Origin of the sequence: Streptomyces sp. NPDC059743 (assembly GCF_042732975.1) — a bacterium.
Classification (GTDB): Bacteria; Actinomycetota; Actinomycetes; order Streptomycetales; family Streptomycetaceae; genus Streptomyces.
This window is the reverse complement of the sequence record NZ_JBHWGS010000045.1, coordinates 1-1,014: the sequence shown is the minus strand read 5'-3', so window position 1 is coordinate 1,014 and position 1,014 is coordinate 1. Positions and strand designations below refer to the sequence as shown.

Annotated in this window: 1 rRNA gene; it reads right to left on the bottom strand. The window is 55.7% G+C overall.

What is annotated here, in order from left to right:
- Positions 1-1,014 (bottom strand): 23S ribosomal RNA (locus tag ACFV6H_RS37740); the annotation flags it as partial.

Sequence of the window (1,014 nt, the reverse complement as noted above, 5' to 3'; positions counted from 1 at the left end):
AGTCTCCCACCTATCCTACACAAGCCGAACCGAACACCAATATCAAACTGTAGTAAAGGTCCCGGGGTCTTTCCGTCCTGCTGCGCGAAACGAGCATCTTTACTCGTAATGCAATTTCACCGGGCCTATGGTTGAGACAGTCGAGAAGTCGTTACGCCATTCGTGCAGGTCGGAACTTACCCGACAAGGAATTTCGCTACCTTAGGATGGTTATAGTTACCACCGCCGTTTACTGGCGCTTAAGTTCTCAGCCTCGCCAACCCGAAGATTGACTAACCGGTCCCCTTAACGTTCCAGCACCGGGCAGGCGTCAGTCCGTATACATCGCCTTACGGCTTCGCACGGACCTGTGTTTTTAGTAAACAGTCGCTTCTCGCTGGTCTCTGCGGCCACCCCAAGCTCAAACAGCACGTGCCGTCACCTGGTGTGGCCCCCCTTCTCCCGAAGTTACGGGGGCATTTTGCCGAGTTCCTTAACCATAGTTCACCCGAACGCCTCGGTATTCTCTACCAGACCACCTGAGTCGGTTTAGGGTACGGGCCGCCATGAAACTCGCTAGAGGCTTTTCTCGACAGCATAGGATCATCCACTTCACCACAATCGGCTCGGCATCAGGTCTCAGACACATGTTGCACGGATTTACCTGCACAACGCCCTACACCCTTACCCCGGGACAACCACCGCCCGGGATGGACTACCTTCCTGCGTCACCCCATCACTTACCTACTACAGATCTGGTCCGACGGCTCCACCACTCCCCTTCGCCCGAAGGCTCCAGGACGGCTTCACGGCCTTAGCATCGTCTGATTCGATACTGGGCGTTCCAAAGCGGGTACCGGAATATCAACCGGTTGTCCATCGACTACGCCTGTCGGCCTCGCCTTAGGTCCCGACTTACCCTGGGCAGATCAGCTTGACCCAGGAACCCTTAGTCAATCGGCGCACACGTTTCCCACGTGTGTATCGCTACTCATGCCTGCATTCTCACTCGTGAACCGTCCACCACTCGCTTAC